The 17,123-nt window shown below is 58.4% G+C and carries 9 protein-coding genes; 4 read left to right on the top strand and 5 right to left on the bottom strand.

The features are described 5' to 3' along the window. Nucleotides 1-166 precede the first annotated feature (166 nt). Together A9Q02_RS12820 and A9Q02_RS12825 are read right to left on the bottom strand one after the other, a co-directional pair. Nucleotides 167-1,726: a protein adenylyltransferase SelO gene (locus A9Q02_RS12820; protein WP_097653485.1), complete on the bottom strand. Its 1,560-nt coding sequence runs from the start codon at nucleotides 1,724-1,726 to the stop codon at nucleotides 167-169. Between the two features lie 26 nt (nucleotides 1,727-1,752). Then, complete coding sequence (locus tag A9Q02_RS12825; protein ID WP_097653486.1) at nucleotides 1,753-2,967, bottom strand: radical SAM protein; 1,215 nt, start codon at nucleotides 2,965-2,967, stop codon at nucleotides 1,753-1,755. A gap of 200 nt (nucleotides 2,968-3,167) precedes the next feature. On the opposite strand from A9Q02_RS12825, the gene A9Q02_RS12830 reads away from it, so the two are divergent. From A9Q02_RS12830 to A9Q02_RS12840, 3 genes are all read left to right on the top strand, one after another. Continuing rightward, complete coding sequence (locus A9Q02_RS12830) at nucleotides 3,168-3,509, top strand: hypothetical protein (protein WP_097653487.1); 342 nt, start codon at nucleotides 3,168-3,170, stop codon at nucleotides 3,507-3,509. A gap of 338 nt (nucleotides 3,510-3,847) precedes the next feature. After that, entirely contained in the window at nucleotides 3,848-4,459 is a 612-nt protein-coding gene (locus A9Q02_RS12835; protein ID WP_097653488.1) for a Uma2 family endonuclease, read from the top strand. Between the two features lie 195 nt (nucleotides 4,460-4,654). After that, nucleotides 4,655-5,869: a PAS domain S-box protein gene (locus A9Q02_RS12840; protein WP_097653489.1), complete on the top strand. Its 1,215-nt coding sequence runs from the start codon at nucleotides 4,655-4,657 to the stop codon at nucleotides 5,867-5,869. Nucleotides 5,870-5,906: 37 nt separating this feature from the next. Here the strand turns inward: A9Q02_RS12840 and A9Q02_RS24880 are convergent, their stop codons facing one another. The 3 genes from A9Q02_RS24880 to pruA form a co-directional block, all read right to left on the bottom strand. Beyond that, entirely contained in the window at nucleotides 5,907-11,153 is a 5,247-nt protein-coding gene (locus tag A9Q02_RS24880) for an ExeM/NucH family extracellular endonuclease (protein WP_245860532.1), read from the bottom strand. A 292-nt stretch (nucleotides 11,154-11,445) separates the two neighbouring features. Further along, nucleotides 11,446-13,524 carry a hypothetical protein gene (locus A9Q02_RS12850; protein ID WP_097653490.1) on the bottom strand — a complete coding sequence of 693 codons (2,079 nt, stop codon included), beginning with the start codon at nucleotides 13,522-13,524 and terminating at the stop codon, nucleotides 11,446-11,448. A 228-nt stretch (nucleotides 13,525-13,752) separates the two neighbouring features. Next, on the bottom strand, nucleotides 13,753-15,318 hold the full coding sequence (gene pruA / locus A9Q02_RS12855) for an L-glutamate gamma-semialdehyde dehydrogenase (protein WP_097653491.1): 1,566 nt from the start codon (nucleotides 15,316-15,318) through the stop codon (nucleotides 13,753-13,755). 355 nt (nucleotides 15,319-15,673) lie between these two features. On the opposite strand from pruA, the gene A9Q02_RS12860 reads away from it, so the two are divergent. Then, a complete protein-coding gene (locus A9Q02_RS12860; protein ID WP_097653517.1) occupies nucleotides 15,674-17,092 on the top strand; it encodes a S41 family peptidase in 1,419 nt (472 codons plus the stop codon). Nucleotides 17,093-17,123 lie beyond the last annotated feature (31 nt).

Below are 17,123 nucleotides of genomic sequence, written 5' to 3' on the forward strand. Positions count from 1 at the left end.
CCCTTGCGGGTGCCCTTGCGGGTGCCCTTGCGGGTGCCCTTGCGGGTGCCCTTGCGGGTGCCCTTGCGGGTGCCCTTGCGGGTGCCCTTGCGGGTGCCCTTGCGGGTGCCCTTGCGGGTGCCCTTGCGGGTGCCCTTGCGGGTGCCTCAGTAGACACAGAGGTATCCTATGAACTGCACGAAAGCATTGAGCAGCCGGCGCGTTCGCGGGCCCAGTCGGGGCGTTTCTGGATGAAAGGAGCGCTGACTGGCTGATCATCGTATGGTCTGCGTAGGGCGTCAAGCAGGGCGTGAATGCGGCTCGGGTCGCCCTCTTCAGCGAGATCAATCGCCTGTTGGGCCAGATAATTCCGTAAAACGGTGCGTGGGTTGACCGCGTTCATCTGGGCGCGACGTTCAGCGGGGTCGCTATGATCGCGGCGCACACGGGCCGCGTAGTGCTGGATCCAGGTGGCAAAGGTCTGTTCATGGCGGCTGAACAGGTCATCACGATAGAAGGCTTCACGCAGTGACTCAAGCGATGGTGCGGTGGGGTTGATGTCGGCTAGGCCACGGAAGAACCAGGTCATATCTACTTCAGCGATCTGCATCAGCCGATACGCCTCGCTGACGAGAGCCTGATCGTGCTCGTCAAAGCTCTTGAAGCCAAATTTTGCCGCCGTCATGGTGCGCTGTTCTTCCAAAAAGACCGCAACATACCGATCGAGGCTGGCCTGCAGGATCTGCTGGTCTGGAAAGAGACTCGCAAGCGCCCCAGCGAGACAAGCCAGGTTCCAGTGCGCAATCTGGGGTTGATGGGCAAAGCGGTAGCGTCGCCCGCTCTCATCGGTGGTATTCGGCGTCCAGTCGGGATCAAAGTTGTCGACCCAGCCATAAGGCCCGTAATCGATTGTTAGCCCCAGGATCGACATATTATCGGTATTCATCACGCCATGCACAAAGCCGACCCGCATCCAGTGGGTGATCATGTGCGCCGTGCGCACACAGATCGCTTCAAACCACTGGCTCCGCAGCGTCGCGGGATCACCTTCGAGTTCGGGAAAATCGCGATTGATCGTGAAATCAACAAGTTGCGCCAGCAGCTCGCGGTCGCCACGGGCCGCCAGGATCTCAAAATTACCAAAACGAATGAATGAAGGCGCCACGCGACAGACAATCGCCCCCGGTTCAGGGCGGGCATGCCCATCGTAGAACATATCGCGGATGACCTCTTCGCCGGTCGCCACCAGGCTAAGCGCCCGGGTTGTCGGCACCCCGAGGTGGTGCATCGCCTCGCTGCAGAGGAACTCGCGGATCGACGAGCGCAATACGGCCCGCCCGTCGGCGGTGCGTGAATAGGGCGTTAGCCCGGCTCCTTTGAGCTGTAATTCCCAGCGCTCGCCAGCACGATTGATCACCTCGCCGAGCGTAATTGCCCGCCCGTCACCCAATTGCCCGGCCCAGTGGCCGAACTGATGCCCACCGTAACAAGCCGCATACGGCTGCATCCCCCTGACCAGCGCATTGCCCCCAAAGACCTGGGCAAAGGCCGGTGACGTGATCGCTTCGTGGTTGAGATCGAGGAGCTCGGCCACCTCGGCGGCATACGCCAGTAACCGTGGTTCGGCCACAGGTGTGGGCAATACCGGCGACCAGCATGCGTTCAATACCTGACGTGGATGTCGGCTCTCTTCAGGATCACCAGGAAGTTCGTTGACAAAGCGGTTCTCAAAACGCCAGTTTTGCATACAAGAACAACTTGTTTCTAGATCTATTAATAGATAAATTCTGATAGATGATACAGAACGACTTTTGTCGCCGGGTCAACGTGTGCTTTGAGCCCCGCCTTGAGGAGGTCTAGCTGGACGTCAATGGCCTGCTCGTCGAGCGGTTGGCTGTTTGCATCGCGCAACTGGGCGAGATAAGGGCTCTCATCAGGCACCATGAGGGGCGACAGATAGACCAGATCGCCTTCGCCGAGGCCCATCGCGCCAACGATGCGCAGCGAATTGGCGACGTGCTGCGCCGCCAGGCGCTCGCCCCCGGCCCCCGCGAGCAAAATGACCCCGACACTGATCCCCGCCGCCTTGATCGCCTGCACCACTTCAACGCAGGCAGCGGGCGAACCGGGCTTGTTGAGCAACCCAAAGACCTCGGGATCGCCCGTTTCGAGGCCCAGGTAGATCCGGCGCACCTGCGCCTCGCGCAGTTCACGATAAGCGGCGACCGACTTGCGTTCAGCCCCGAAAATATCGAGAAACGCATAGATCCCACGCAACCTATTCCCCGTCCCTAACGCAAACTCACGCTGGACCACCTCAAGCAGTTCACGCAGGCGGGGCTGGGGAATGATTAACGCATTCGCATCACCGAGAAAAATGGCATTGCGCAGCCCCATGCCATGCCCGAGCAAGCCCTTGACTTCGTGAATATGTTGACATAACTCGGTGGGGCCTTTGATCCGAAAAGGCCGGTCGTGGTACAACGTACAGAAGGTACAGCGGTTCCAGCTACATCCTTCGGTTGCCTGTACCACCACAGCCTGATAGTGATCAGGGGGAAGGATAGAGATCGGCTTGTAGATCGCATCGAAGCGCTCGCGTTCAGCCTCAAGCCGGGGCACATCCCAGGCGAGAATGCGTTCAAGCCACGCGTTGAGTTCAGGCTGCTGGCTAGCTTCAAGCTGACCAGCGAGTTGGCTCATATGCGTGACCATCTCGTGCAGAAAGTTCTGCCGTTCATCCTGGTTCAGCATATGGCGGAGCTTCTGGCCGGGAGCCAGGGACTGCTTGCGCAACACATCGCCCCGCAGACCACGCCGATAATTGATCCCCTCACGAAACGCGCCGATCAGCCGTCCTTCGCCATCGAACGAATAGCGGCGGGTAAAGTTGTCGGCAAGCGTAAAAAAATGCGGCTGCACATTGAGTGACAGCACATGCTGATCGGGCGTCACGATTGTCTGCGCACCAGTAAGCGAAGGTTGCATTTGAACTCCCTGCGTAGGCCCACGTTCATTGTACACGTTGTCACGACCTTGAACAAGGTGGTGTTTCCTCCTTTATCAGCGGTAGGTAAATAGGGTAAGCTACTCGTGGTACACATTTCAAAAGCGTTGGCACCCGTGTCTACCCCCCAGCCCCACATACGCAGGAAGTTCCCACCGTTCTTCGCACCTTCTGCACCAACGTGTACGCCGCGTTTACCCGTGCCGCTGACGCCTTGTTCGACCTCGCTGATGCGCTCTTGACCGATCCGCTGGCCCAGCGTTTGGTCGAACTCGCCCTCAGTCCGGCCTTTCGGCGTCGCTGGCCGAGGCTGTACGAGGCCTTGGAGGATGGCCGCATGGACCAGGCGGCGCTCCGGCAGACGTTTGTGGACGCCATGCCGACACCTCCAGGGGGCAAGCGTCTGCTGCTTGGACTCGATACCAGTTCGCTGTTCCGACCCGAGGCGCAGACGTTCCGCGACCGCACCTACGTCTACCAGGCCAACACGCCCACGGGGCGACGCCGACCAGCCCGGGGATGAAGGCAATGATCCCGCATTCGCGCCGAGCCTCGTCCGCTTGCGCGGCACTGGCCCCGTTTCTGCCGAGCGCACGCTCAGGGGCATCCTGAACTGGGTTGCCAGTTCGGGATGCTCGGGCAGCAATGCCTGACGCAGGAGCAATGAAGTTTTCTACGTTGCGCTGTTCCAGGGTTTTTGACGTGATGTTTGATTTGCGTCAGCCGAGAACATGCGCTTTATCTGGCAGTACGCATATGCCTTTCGCTCAACATAGACAACGCTTGCGAAAGCAGAACAAAACTGCTATCATGAATACTATACTGGTTTCTGCTTACCGTTATCTAAGAAGGTGGTATGCGATGACCGCACAACCAAAACGGTACATCACTGAACAAGAATATATTGAATTTGAGCGTGCGAGCACAAGTAAGCATGAATATTTTGATGGTCAAATTTACGCAATGACGGGCGCGTCGCGAATCCATAATCTTATTGCAGGAAATACACTTGCGACACTCCATGGTCAACTTCGTCGGAAGCCATGCCAAGTATTTCCGAGTGATATGCGTGTTAAAGTAGCACGTACCGGGCTCAACACCTATCCTGATCTTGTTGTTATTTGTGGAGAACCCGAATTCACTGATGATGCACTTGATACACTTATCAATCCATTAGTCCTTATTGAAATACTATCCCCCTCAACGGAACGCTATGATCGAGGAATGAAAGCTCAAAACTATCGCACCATCGAAACATTGCAAGATTATCTCCTTATTGCACAAGACCATTATCACGTTGAGCATTATTCACGACAAGAAAATGGACAGTGGCTGCTTCAAGAGGCGATTGACATAGGATCGGCTATTACCATCCATTCAATTGAATGCACCCTTGCACTCAAAGATGTATACGAAAAAGTGGATATTACACCAGAAAACCCAGGTATTTCCCGAGAAATCTCTCCTGAGTAGATCTACCAATAAAAGCGTGTGATCTGGACTGCTTATGGTCGTTGCTCGATAGCTGCACACGCGCGATGATCGCGTTCAGCCTGATGCGCTACGTCGGCTTGCACATCGGCGCGGTCGTCTGTCTCCGTGATCTTGCCAGAAGGGAGTATACTTACGCATGATGAAGGTTACGTGTTGCATCAAGAAAGTTGCCTTATGCCGACGTTAGAAGAACGGCTTGCCTCGCTCGAAGCAGAGAATCGGCAACTCCGTGCGCAGATAACGGAGTTAAGCAAAAAGACCACCCGCTTTCGTGACATGATTCTCTCGACGCCAGTGGCAGTGGCTGTTGCATCAGTCGAGACTGAACTGGTTGATTATGGCAATCCGGCATTTGCGAGTCTTCTTGGCTATGATCTCGAAGAGCTTATGGGCCTGCCGCTGACCAAGGTTTTTGCCGAAGAACCGGACTATATCCAGCATCTTTTTGTCAAGTGTGTTGCCGAGGGCGCATGGCAGGGCGAATTGCGCTATTGTCACAAAGATGGCTCACCGATCCCTGCTTTGCTGACGGCCAGCGTGCTGCATGATAGTGATGGCAAGCCTTATGCGGTGGTTGGTTTTGCCCATGACATGCGCCAACAGAAAGCCCAAGAAGCGCAGCTACGTATCTTCAAAATGCTGGTTGAAAATGCGCCTGATGGCATTGCGCTGATTGATCTCGATCTCGATCTGACCTATGCCAATCCCGCCTTTGAAGCGATGTTTGGCTATCAGCAGACGACGCTTGGGCGTTCATTGAAAGAGTTGATTCTTCCAGAAGATCTGGCTCAACTCGAACTCCTCGCCGAGACAGCGCGTACCTGTGGCACCGTGATGGGCGAACTGCGGTATCGCCGCGCCAATGGCGAGGTGTTTATGGCACAAGTTTCGGGCATGATCCTGCGTGATGAGACCGATGAGCCAATTGGTTTTGCCTCGATCAACCGTGATCTGACTGATCAGTTGCGGGCTGAGCAAGAGCGACGGGCCTTGCAAGAAGAAGTGATCCAGGCCCAACAGGCGGCCCTGCGCGAACTCTCTACTCCGCTGATGCCGATTGCCGATAAAGTTGTGGTGATGCCAATTATTGGCAGCATTGATCAGACGCGGGCGCAGATGATTATGGAGACGTTGCTCGAGGGGATTGCAGCGCACCGGGCAACCTTTGCGATCCTCGATATTACCGGGGTGCGCGTGGTTGATACCCAGGTTGCCGCAGCGATGATCCGTGCGGCCCAGGCGGCCCGCATGCTCGGGGCCGAGGTTGTTTTGACCGGTATTGGCCCTGAGGTCGCGCAGACCCTTGTCCATATCGGGGCTGATCTGCGTGAACTGGTTGCCCGCAGCAGTTTGCAGCAGGGTATTGCGTATGCGATGAAACGCATTTAGCTTCCGGGAAGCTTAGAGCTTCCCGGAAGCTACTCTTTTAGGGCAGGTTGCCCCCGCCAAAGTGATCGAAGGCTGCCCCGGCGGCGTTCATAAACCAGACGCCAATCTGCCCACCCTGGCTGACATAGGTATTGCCAGCGACCGTCCGTGTATCGGCTGTGCCAAGCAGCAGGCAGTCGGCATACACGGCTATTGTGCCGTCAGCAAAAGCCCTTGCACCAAGCAGCGCACCTGGTTGGAGTGTCACCGGGTAACTTGCTACGCTGCGCCAACCGCGCCCTGGCACAAGCGCCTCGACGCTTATCTGCTGGCCCGGCGCGTCGTAACTGACCAGGATTGCATGGCTCTGCCCTCGTACTTTCAAGGCCAGGGTGTGGTGTGCGCTTGTTGGGTTGAGCGTACTCAGGCGCATGAACGCCTCCTGGTTAGAACCGAAGGGCGGTGTGCGCCATGTGGCGAGCCCGCCTTTGCCAACGCTGACGACGCCGTCACTGAGACGGTACTGATCGCGTTGGGTCGCGCCACGCCAGTTGCTGCCCAGTCTCCCGTCGGCTCGGTCGAAGTTGTCGAGGACGGCCCTGGCAGGGAAGTTGCTGACTTTGACGACGATGCTTTGCACGGCTTCGCGATTGCCAGCCTTGTCGGTGGCAAAAAACTCGACGACATTCGCGCCCTCGGTGGTGATCGCAAACGGGTTGGTGTAGGGTGCGAAGTCAGCCTCTCCGACACGGTACCAGATCGTGTTTACCCCCGAGCGATCATCCTCGGCATTGAGGGTCACGGTTGCGCTGCCAGCAAAGCAGTCGCTCGGGCAGAGCGGGTTGCGCTCGCCACTGGTGCTGGCTGTGGTCGTGGGTGGGGTGACGTCAGGGGTGCGATCCTCGAAGCTGATTGTCCCTGTTGCCGCCGGGTTGATGCCGTCGCTCAGGCTGGCGTTGACCGTAGCCGTGCCTCTTGCTCCAAGGGCTGAGGTGAACACGAGGTTGCGACTGATCGCGTTCAGCGTGGCGGTGTTGCCGGTTGCCCGGTAGAACCCGCCTCCCAGGTCGCTCAGACCTGCGCTGCTGCTAAGGGTGCCGATGCCGGCAGGGGTTACGTGCAGATCGAGCGTCAGGATGTCGCTGCCATCGCGGTCAATGGCCCCAAGCCCAAAGCTGCGCGGCGTGGCTTCGGTGTAGCCCAGCGTAATGTTCGGGGCGTTCACCGGAACCGTCGCCACGGTCACGGTGCCTGAAACCTCGTTGGCACTGAGCGCAAAGAGTTGCCCAGCGCGTTCAATGAGCTTGATGCCCTCAGGGGCCAGGCCTGTTCGTACCAGTCCGAAGGCCTGCGGGGCCGTCGGCATTGTGATGTCAACAAAGGCCATGGCGTTGGCCCGCTCAAGGCCAACAGCGACCAGCACGCGCCCGTTTACCCTGATCACGTCAAGCATTTCGGGCTCGACGCCACCATTCGGGCTGCGATTATCCGGGTAGACGCCATATTGGTTTGCTAGGTTCGCCAACTGGTTGCCCAGGTCGGCGACGAAGGCCCCGGTATTTGCATTGAAGATGCTGATCGTGCGCCCACCACGTGGGTTGGGGCGTGTATCGCCTTCGTCGGCGGTGATCAGATAAAGCGTGCCGTCAATTTCTACCGCACGAATGCCATCCGGCTCGCGGAAGGCGACCAGCAGCTCGTTCGGGTTGTAGATCCCGTCGTTGGTGCGGTCGGTCAACAATGCAACCTGGCCTAGCCCGAAGATGTTGTCGGTTGATAGGATCGTGGGCAACGGATCAACCAGGCTCAACCGTGCGATGGCGTTATTTTCTTGCAAGGCCACGAAGACGGTCTGGCTATCGGGCGCAAACGCGATTCCTTCTGGTTCGATGGTGCCAGGCGCATTGGTAATCGCGGCGCCGCTGGCGTCACCGTGCGTACGACCGATGCTCACTCCGGGTACCCCCGCGATGTCAGGGAACTCAACCGTGCTGACGGTCAGTACCGACGGATCGGGGTTGGCCGGGTCAAAGGCGCTCAGATCCATCACAACGAGCGCACCTGCGCCACCATCATCAGTTGCGCTGACTTGCTCGGCTTCGATCGCAATGACGGCAAAGCGTCCGTCAGGCGAAATTTCCACCGAGTCAGGCTGGCGTCCGTCGGGCGAGGCGGCATCAAGGCCAACGATGAACTGTACCAGCGGCATGCCGTCCGAGAGACGGAAGACGAAGACACGGCCCGAACGGGGGTTGCTGTTGCCGGTGACGGCCACAAAGAGATCTTTGGTCGGGTGGATGGCAACCGAGGTCAGGTTGGCAAGTTCAGCGAACTGCACCCGCTGGATCAGGCTGAGGTCAGGCAGCGCACTGAGATCGAGCAGATCAATGCTGCCATCGCCCGCATTCGAGAGCACGGCCCGATCACCACTGACACTGATGATCTCGGCCCCACGGTCGCCAAGGCCAGTATCGTACGTAGCGAGTGCCGACAACGCCGGCGGGCTATTGGGCCGGGTCAGGTTCAAGCCGATCAGCACCGGGTCGTGGTCAGAGGTGCGAAACTCGTCGGGAGCAAAGAGGCTCTCGATCTGATTGGCAATCTTGAACTCGACGTTGTAATCGAGCACGCTCGGTTCGTCGGCGTTGATATGGTACTCGTCAGTGCCTACGACCTGCTCGACCAGGCTCGGTGAGGCCAGGGCGTAGTCAAGATAGCCCCATTGCCCGTCGAAGACGTATGAGTAGGCGTCGGCCCCGCCAAAGCGCTCGATCAGATTGACAAAGCCAAACTCCTCGATGACCGCAATCGGATCTTCTTTTGCATAAGCATTCAGATCGCCGATGATGAGCCAGTCGGTATCACCGCTGCCGGTAGGATCCGTCGCGATCCACTCCATCAGCGCGAGCGCAGCGGCGGTACGGGTACCATTGCAGTTGCCCTGGCCGTCGGTCAGATCATCATCGCCGGGACCACAGGCCGAACCCTTGCTCTTGAGGTGATTGACCACGACCGTCAATTCGCCGCCCGTCGCGATTTCGCGGAAGGTCTGGGCAAGTGCGGGCCGATTGCGGTCGGTTGCGGCATTGAACGGATTGACGAAGGAGGCGGCATCAAGCACCGCAAAGTCGCCCACGGGTTGCACGCTGGTCTGCTTGTAGAGGAAACCAACCCGAATGGCATCGGTGCCGATGATACCCGTATCGACATAACGATAAATATTGGCTCCCAGGGCGGTGTTGAGGGCGCTCGCAAGATCACCTTCGGGCGAGACACCGGGCGTATTCTCGATCTCGATCAGGCCAAGGATATCGGCATCGAGCTTGAGCAGGGCCTGCACCAGTTTGGTGCGCTGGCGCTCGAACTCCAACAGCGAATCGGCCCCACGACAATCAGCATTCTGCAGCGGACCGCAGTCGCCAACGGTTGAACTGGTCGTCGTGTCAATCGTCAAAAAGTAATTGAGCACATTGAAGGCTGACACCTTGAGCGAACCGCCGACCTCGGGGCGGGCCGTTGGGCGCGGATTGGTCGGTTGAAAATCAGGGACGCCCCCACCGAGCGCACCTACGGGGCGCAGGCGATAGTTGTTCGGGCTTGCCGCATTGCCGGCCCACCCATAGGTCATCACGCCAACCATGCCGGTCGCGCTATCGCCACCGCGCAGCGTATTGCTGGCGCTCAGTGGTTGGCCGCCACGTCCGAACAGGATCGGATCGGGGTTCTGATTGTTGAGGTTATCGTCAACAATGATGCGGTTAAGATTATTGGCGGCCTGCAACGCAATGGCGGCAGCGCCTGGTTCAACGACATTGGTTGGTTGACGCAAGCGATCTCCCGACGACATCACGATCTGGCCGAAGCGACCAAGCTGGAAGAATTCGGTGGCAAAGAGTTGCTGCGGGAAGCGTACCAGCATGCCCTCGTAGCGCTCAAGATAAGGCACCCCATTGACGGCATCGGGGAAGGGCATCATCACATCAGTTGGTGTGATGGTCGCACTGACCCCACAGTCAATGATGCTAGAGACCGAACTGATCTGCGTTTGATCCTGGAATTCGCCGGCTGTGCCGGTGATGCGTACCAGTTGGCCGAGTTGTACCGAGACAGCATCGCCATTGAAAACAAAGATGCCATCAGAGGTCGTCGGGTCGCCGTCGCCAACCGAATCTTGCAGATAGAAACCGCGGAGGGCTGGAGTTGGCCCCTGGAAATTGCCAACCACAATGCCCTGGGTGGTGACATTGCCGGTCACGGCCGCACTATTGCCATTGCCTTGAATGGCATAGATCGGCACAAATGCTTGTTCGCAGATCGGTGTCGGCACGGTGACCGTCAGCGTTGCTGTCTGGCTATCAACACTGCCCACCTCATTGCTGACGCGCACCCAGTAGCTGGTGGTTGCATTGAGGGCCGGGGTCGTAAAGGTCGCGCTATTCTCGCCGACAGGGTTGGTTGTGTCAGGGGCAGTGCCCTGGTACCACTGATAGCTCAGCGGGGCGGTGCCTGTCGCGGCGACCGTCAGAGTGGCCGTCGTGCCATCAGCGATGCTCTGACTCTGCGGTTCCGTCGTGATCACAGGGGCTTCTGGCCCGCTCGCCAGTGGCTCACCGATCACCGTCACCATATCAAAGCGCCAGGTTCCCGTTGTGCCATAGTTCGAGGTGGCATTGGAAGCCACATAGTCACTGCTTCCAGGCGCAAATGCCGCCACCATGCGAAAGGCAAAATTGGGATTATTATTGACCCCGGGCAACCCGGCAAGATTCACCGTTCGCCCGTTGAACCATCGATCACCGCTCGTTGCCTCGAAAAGAGACTCAACATTGGTAAAATTGATGCCATCGGTGCTGTACTGAAAGCGCACAAACCGCGAGGCGGTATTGCTATGGCGCTGATCCCAACTCACGACAATGTTCTGACGACCAACCGTACTCACATTGAACTGCACCCCACGCGTCTCGTTGCCGGCACCTTGAGCGGCAAAGGTAGTCACATTCCAACCGGAATTGTCAGTTGCAGCCGGATCGGAACTGCCATTCCCTGCCGTGCCACTGGCAAAAGCAGCGGTTGTGCCGCCGACGAGGGCCGCGGTACCGGCACCTGTGGCCGGGTCAAGCGTTCCTGTTGCGGTATTGCCGTCAGACGGTACCGAATTGAACGTCCATTGCGTGAATGTGGTCGTCGCAAAAACCGATGCCGGTGCGAAACCAATGATTGAAACCAACAGGGCGAGCAGTAACCCCAGGCTACTTACCAGGCGTATGCCTGCAGTGCGCCGCCGATGTCTGGCCAGAGCCATCATGCCTTCCTCTCCCTCAGCTTGCTCTACAAACCTCAAACGCGAATCAATCCACCCCTATGTCAAAGGTAACATCCTGGTTTAGTCGTCGCGCTCTGCAACGCACAGAGAAACCAACCCTCGCCAGTATGACGAGAGCATGCAACATAGCGCCTCGGGGCGCAGGATGGCCTGACTCAGCTGCAAGCCGTGTCAAGGAATGAAGACGGAGGGGTGTGATCAGGGAAGATAATAGCAGAGCAATGTTAAGACTCGTCGGATCTTAGGATGACAAAACTGTTATCTGCGCAAGACCCTAAAACGGCTCAAGCGGGGGGCGATTGAAGGCCATCGCCAGGATCCAGACTTCGAGTGTGCGCCAGGCAAGGTAGGCGAGCACGGTACCAGTCACCAGTTTGCCTGCCCAGCCTCGTCGTCGGTAGTGGATGACCGCAAAGGTTGCGCCAACGGTCAGCGCCCAGCCCGCAAAGGTGACCCAGCGGGTCGTGATGGTTGAGAGCGTGATGAGCGGCAGGATTGCCTGCGAGAGACCCAGGCCAAAGGTGAGCCAGAGCAGGATGAGCAAACTGCCCCGCCGCCGGTGGGGGTTGAGCGTGAGGATGAGCGCCCCGGCAAGCCCAAGTGGCACCAGGAAGAAGCCATTGAGCGTGAGAATGCCGTCTTGCCACAACGAACCAAGCCAGGCCTGGCGCGAGAGGGGCTCGCGGTCAGTCACATTCGCCATGCCGCCTTCGGTGAAACTCGCGGCATGGCCGAGAATCAGATCGCTATAACGGCTGTAGAAAAAGATCATCACAAAGCTGAAGGCCATGATCCACGCCACGAGCAAGTGCCGTGCTCCGGCCCGTTCTTCCCCTGTACGGGCTTGCAGCCAGAGCAGCGCGGCAGCCGCAACCACTACAGCGCTGACATTGATAAACGATCCAATATGCCCAAGAAAAACAAGGGTTAATAAGACAGGAAGCCATCCTAGCCCGGGGAGACGGGTGGGTTGACCGTGCATGCCCCATTGATCATAGGCAGGCCAGGTCAGCACCAGCAGGGCCATCACGAGAATGCTGAGCATCTGGGCACCGATTTGGGCTTGAAATGACCACCAGATATTCTGCATCGGGATCGGGCTGAGCGCATAGATCACCGCACCGATGAGCCCACCGTAGGTAGTGCCAGTCAGGCGTGTCAGCAGCACAAAAAAGATCAGGATCGCCGCCAGTTCGGCCAGCGCTGCCGTGCCCCAGAGCAGGGTGTCGAGAGGGAGGCCGGTCAGGGAGAGAGGAGCAATCAGCAAGTACCATCCGCCGGGGTAGGGCGCAACGAGGCCGCGATGGCGCATCACCAGCGTCAAATTACCCGTGAGCGCTTCGATAAAGCGATTAGCGTGAAACTGAATATCGCCGGGCATCGCAGCAGGATGCAGCCGACCGGCATATTTGGCGACAACCGTAAGCACCAGCACCAGCAACAACCAGCGCATGATCGTCGCACGCGGGGCCACAGCAAAGCGTCGCAGCAGCGGCGGTACCACGAGCCGCGCCGCTGCCGCGCTGAGCAAGGCGATCCCCGCTGCCTGCGCCATCCAGGGATGCATTGCCCCCATGCGCGGCGGGACGAGGCCAACCAGAACGAGCAGCGTTGCCACAAGCCCCAGCAGCAACCAGCCTGCGGTACGTTGCGCAAAGCCCATCAACCCGAGCGCTGCCCAGCCCAGCACGATCGTCAACGCATACCCCGCCATCAGTGAACGACCCGGCCAGACCAGGGCTTGATCCGCAAGACTCGTGAGCGCAAATGCATTGCCAACAGCAACACCGAGATAGCCGCGCACATCCGTGGGATGTTGCCAGGGGTCAGCGCTCAAGCCAAGATGCAGCGTCCCATCCTGGAGGGCCGCAGGCGGAACGTAGATGTGGTAGGTGCTTGCATGCTGGCGCAGGGCTAACAGCAAAGGCGCCCCTGTGCCTAGATCAATGCGGAGCAATGGTTGTTCAGGCGTCTCAAGCCAGTTCTGCTGGTGCGAAACGATGGTCAATGCGACCATCAGGGGTTGCTGGCCCACGCCAGGCACCGTCACCGTGGCGGACGGTCGGGTCCAGCGCCATGTCTGTTCACCAGGGATGCCCTCGGCATCGAGAAAACCCTCGAGAAAAGGGTGATCCGTCCCGATCCCTTGATCAATTCCCATCTGAAACGCATAGTCCAAGGGGCGCTGATAGATCGCGAACAGCCCGATCATGGCGAGGATCACGAGCAACCAGAGCCGCCAGGCCAAGATCCAGCGGCTAATCTCGGCAACCCTGGCAATGAGGGCGTCTCGCCCTCGGGGTGCGTCCGAGCGCAAGATGCCCTCACGCTCAGAGGCTGTCTGAAAAGTCAACGGTTTGCTTCGGAGTGCCGACTTTAGCCAGCTAAAGCTGGCACTCCAAGGGTGTACCACGTGGTGGCGAGCGATGCTGACACCCTTTTCAGACAGCTTCTCAGGCAAGATTGGTAGACCCTCTAACGTTGCCCCCTGGGTACGCGGGCGGGACGCCCGCGTACCCAGGGAAGCCAGAAACTTTATCCGCGGCAATCTGCAATCCAAAATCTGCAATCTGAAATGGGATTACAACTTCTCGCTGATCAGCTTGGCCTGGGTAAAGAGCGCGACATAGTCAGGCCCACCGGCTTTGCTGTCGGTTCCCGACATATTGAAACCGCCGAAGGGTTGCACGCCGACGAGCGCACCGGTACACTTGCGGTTAATATACAGATTGCCGACGTGAAACTCGTCGTAGGCGCGTTCGATGCGTGCGATATCACGCGAGAAGATCGCCCCGGTCAGACCATATTCGGTATTATTCGCAATCTCCATCGCGTGGTCAAAGTCACGTGCCTTGATGATCGCCAACACCGGCCCAAAGATCTCCTCTTGAGCGAGGCGAGCATCGGGGGCAATATCGGCAAAGACGGTTGGATTGATGAAATAGCCGCCATCTTCGAGCAATTCGTGGTCAACGACTTCGCCCCCAGCGACCAGGCGGCCCTCTTCTTGCCCGATAGCAATGTAGCTGCTGATCTTGTCGAAAGCAGCCCGATCAATCACGGCCCCCATAAAGGTGTCGGGCTGGGTCGGATTGCCGAGTTTGACGGCTTTGGTACGCTCGACAATGCGGGTGACCATCGTATCGTAGACATCGGCAACAATGATGGCCCGCGAACAGGCGCTGCACTTCTGCCCCTGGAAGCTAAAGGCCGAACCGACAATCGCATCAGCGGCGGCTTCAAGGTTGGCGGTCTCATCAACAATAATGCCATCCTTGCCGCCCATCTCAAGTACCGTCCGCTTGATCCAGATCTGGCCGGGTTGACGCACACTGGCGCGCTCGTGGATGCGCAGGCCCACCTCTTTCGAACCAGTGAAATTGACAAAGCGAGTCTGTGGATGATCAACGAGCAGATCGCCGATCTCGCCGCCTGACCCGGGCACATAGTTGAGCACACCTGGGGGCAGGCCGGCCTCTTCGAGGATTTCGACCAGCTTGGCCGCGATGATCGGGGTGGCGCTGGCTGGCTTGAGCACCATCGTATTGCCGGCCACAATCGGGGCCACCACCAGACCGGTGGTGATTGCCAGGGCGAAATTCCACGGCGGAATCGCCACCCCTACCCCGAGGGGAATATACTTCAGCGTATTATTTTCGCCCGCCCACGGATAGAGCGGTTGCTCGGTGCCTTGGAGTTTGAGCGCCTGGCGAGCGTAGTACTCGATAAAATCAATCGCCTCGGCGACATCAGCATCGGCCTCGCCCCAGCTTTTGCTGACCTCATAGACGAGCCATGCGCCCAGTTCCTCTTTGTGGCGGCGCATCAACGCACTTGCCCGCAGCAAGACCCTGGCACGTGCCTCGACGGGCACCTTGCGCCACGTGGCAAACGCCGCCGTTGCGGCTTCAATTGCCTTGACGGCATGCTCAGCGCTTGCCTTGCTTGCATAGCCCACAACTGTTTTTGGCTCAGAAGGATTGAGCGAAGCAATCTTATCTTCGGTCAGAATGCGTTCACCACCAATAATTAAGGGGTAGGTTGTCCCAAACTGCCCGGCCACGGTGCGCAACGCACGCTGCATCATCGCACGTCGCTCTGAGCTTGAAAAATCGCCAAAGGGTTCATTCTGGTATTCTGGTAGCATCTCCTGGCTCCTCATAGTAAGGCTTGTTGCCGCATATTGTAACAGATTGAGCCAGGTCGCTGTTCTGCCTGTGAAGTACCCTTCTGATGATTTGACGCAAAGGCATGTAGCACCGGCTTCCAGCCGGTGGGGCGGGCACCCGCAAGGGGTGCCCCTACAGGGCCGGGGCCCGGGCCCGGTGTACGGGCACCCCTTGCGGGTGCCCTGGTGAGGTCTGGTCGAGCGGATTCATTTCGTGAAGCCCAATGCGCCCCCAGATTCTGGCTTCTGGCTCAAAGTGCCAGCATAGGAGCAAGCAAAAATGGTATCATACTAAAAGAGCTGTAATCAACTGTTAACTAAAATGATGATCACTATGAATCGTTTGTTGCGTAGCATAATGCTACTCTTGATCATAACCGGAATGCTTGCCGGGTGTACGCAGGTACCTTGGGCGGCGCTGAACCCGACGCCGGTGCCACCTTCGCCGGTGCCGGCTTCGCCGACGGCGACGCTGCAACCTTTGCCTGAGCCGACGTCAACGCCGCGGCCAACGGCGACTCCGTTGCCTTCGCCGACGTTTGAGCCCTTGCCGCCGACGCCGACGCTTGCGCCTGTGGGGGCGGCGTCGCGTCTGCAGATCTTTGAGCGTACCTGGGAACTGGTGCGCGATAACTATGTCTATGAAGATTATCGTGGGGTCGATTGGGATGAGGTGCGCCGTTCGTTTACGCCACGCGTCGTTGCGGCTGAAGAGCCTGAAGCCTTCTATGCGCTGATGCGCGAGTTGATCGATCTGCTCGATGACGACCATTCGCGCTTTGAGTCACCACAGGAGGTTGCCGCTCAGCAGGCCGAGTTTCGCGGTGAGTTGCGCTATGGTGGCATCGGTGCGCAGATTCGTACGCTTGATGAGGGTGGTCTGATCACCAGTACGGCCCCCGACAGCCCTGCGGAACGCGCTGGCATTCAGTTGAATGATCTCATCGTGGCGGTCAATGGTATCCCCTTTACTGATACCGATGCGTTTGGCCCCGATGGGCCGATTGGTACGGTGCGCGGTGAACCAGGAACGCCGGTGACGCTGACGATCCGCACGAGCAACCAGGCTCCACGTGAGGTCATCGTGTTCCGCGAAACCGTCGCGATGGATGCTTTCAATCAGGTGCGTGGCCGCTTCCTTCCCGATCTGTCGGTTGGGGTGGTGACGATTCCTAGTTTCTATGTTGATGAACTTGATACCAAGGTGCGCGTGGCCATTGAGGAGTTGCTGGCCGAGCAACCGCTGGCTGGTCTGATCATTGATGTGCGTGAAAATGCCGGCGGCTATGTTCATCTGATGCGCAATACCGTGGCGCTTTTTCATGATGGGGGCAGCATTGGCAGCACCGCTGGCCGCACCACGAGTGAAGAGCAGCGTATTCCGCAGGGCAAGACGATCCCGGGGCTTGAAGATGTGCCCGTCGCCATCTTGATTGGCCCTGGCTCGGCGAGCGCTACCGAGATGTTTGCTGCCGGGATGCAGGTGCTTGGCCGGGCGCGCATTGTCGGTGAACCGAGTGCCGGCAATACGGAAAATCTGTATGGTTATAACTTTGATGATGGTTCACGCTTGCTGTTGGCCCAGGTCGCCTATCGTTTACCAGATGGGACACTGATCGAAGATCGGGGCGTGATCCCTGACCGCATCGTTGAGGTGGAATGGTGGCGTTATCCACCGGATGAGGATCCCCAACTCCGCGCTGCGGTGGAAGAGTTGGGGCCTGGGCGCAGTCCTGCGAGTACATCACCCTGAAGACTGGCACTGAAAAGTCAAGAGGCTCGCT

The sequence above is a fragment of the Candidatus Chloroploca asiatica genome, from assembly GCF_002532075.1.
GTDB lineage: Bacteria > Chloroflexota > Chloroflexia > Chloroflexales > Chloroflexaceae > Chloroploca > Chloroploca asiatica.